Annotated in this window: 1 protein-coding gene; it reads left to right on the plus strand. The window is 68.4% G+C overall.

The window, feature by feature from the left end; genetic code table 11:
* Window positions 1-323: 323 nt before the first annotated feature.
* Entirely contained in the window at window positions 324-1,586 is a 1,263-nt protein-coding gene (locus ABTZ99_RS44870; RefSeq protein ID WP_498776787.1) for an LLM class flavin-dependent oxidoreductase, read from the plus strand.
* Window positions 1,587-1,802: the final 216 nt, after the last annotated feature.

The raw sequence follows: 1,802 nt of genomic DNA on the forward strand, positions 1-1,802 counted from the left end.
GGCCTGGCGGGAAAAGCGTCCGCCAGGCCTGCCCGGCTTCGACCAGCCTATGGCACCCGAACCCATGTCAAATCGGGCCTAGGTGCGGATGTTCCGGGTCCGTTGTGCGGCGGTTGGGGCAAGTGGACTCGGTGGACGCGCTGCGGGGCCGTTGTGGGCGGGTGGGGTGTGGTGGACCGGTGGAGGCTCCCCTAGTCACCCCTAACTGTTCGGATGTCCTAGAGACCGGGGCGGTAATGGTTGCTGTGGCCCTCGGGCGGCCGAATACTTCGGGGCGAAGCGAGCGGACGACAGGTTTCTTCCCGAACGAAATGGGGATGGTCATGCGATTTGGGCTCCTGTATCACCACCAGCTTCCCCGGCCTTGGGCCGAGGACAGCGAAGAGCGGATGCTCAACGAGTCGCTGGACCAAATCGTGCTGGCCGACCGGCTCGGTTTCGACTACGCCTGGGAAACCGAGCACCACTTCATGGACGAGTACTCCCACTCGTCCGCGCCCGAGGTGTTCCTGGCCGCCGCCGCCGCGCGCACCGAACGGATCCGGCTCGCGCACGGCATCGTGTCGCTCCCGCCCGGCGTCAACCACCCCGTCCGGGTGGCCGAACGCCTGGCCACGTTGGACCTCATCTCCGGCGGCCGGGTCGACTTCGGCACCGGGCAGGGCAGCACGCAGCTGGAGCTGGAAGCGTTCGGCGTCAACCGCGAGACCAAGCGCGAACAGTGGGAGGAAGCCGTCGAGGTCATCACCCGCCTGCTCACCGAGACGCCGTTCACCGGGCACAACGGCCGGTTCCTCGACCTGCCGCCGCGCAACGTCCTGCCCAAGCCCAAGCAGAAGCCGCACCCCCCGATGTGGGTGGCGTGCAGCAGCCCGCAGACCGTGGAGACCGCGGCCCGCAACGGCATGGGCGCGTTGTCGTTCGCCTTCATCTCCCCCGAGCAGGCCAAGGAACGGGTCGACGCCTACTACGAGACGCTGGCCTCCGACGAGTGCCTGCCGATGGGCTTCTCGGTGAACCCGAACTTCGCGCTGGTGCTGCCGTTCATGTGCCATCAGGACGAAGAGGTGGCCCTCGACCGCGGTCTGGACGGCGCCTACTTCTTCGCCTACTCGTTCATGCACTACTACGTGAACGGCAAGCACCGCCCCGGTGTCACCGACGTGACGGCGGACTTCGAGCGGATGCGCCACCAGTTGGGGTTCGTGCGCGACCTGGGCGACGCCGCGCTCGCCTCGATGGACCCGAAGACCCGCGCCGAACGCGCCGCCCTGCGCCGCGGCATCGGCACGCCCGAGCAACTGGCCGACGTCATCCGAGCCTACGAGGACGCGGGCGTCGACCAGATCATCTTCCAGGCGCAGATCGGGGCCAACAAGCACGAGCACGTGTGCGAGGCCTTGGAGCTGTTCGCCGCCGAGGTCATGCCCGAGTTCGCGGCACGTCGCGAAGAGCGCGACGCGGCGAAGCAGCGCCGACTCGAAGTGCCGATCAAGGAGGCACTGGCGCGCAAGCCGCAACGGTCCGTCGACGTGTCCGACTACGTGACGAAGGCCGAACGCCCCGAGCTCGCTCCCCGACGCTGACCCCACCGCCACAAACCACGGGCCACAAACCACCGCCCGGGCCACGAACCACCGCCCGGGCCACGAACTACCGCCCACCGCCCACGGGCCACTTCCCAATCCACAACGGACCCGCAGCGCACCGCAGAGGCCCGATTTGACATGGGTTCGGGTGCTTTAGGCTGGTCGAAGCCGGCAGGCCTGGCGGGACGCTTTTCCCCGCCGGGCCTGCCGGCT

This window comes from Actinosynnema sp. NPDC002837, from assembly GCF_040295345.1.
Classification (GTDB): domain Bacteria; phylum Actinomycetota; class Actinomycetes; order Mycobacteriales; family Pseudonocardiaceae; genus Actinosynnema.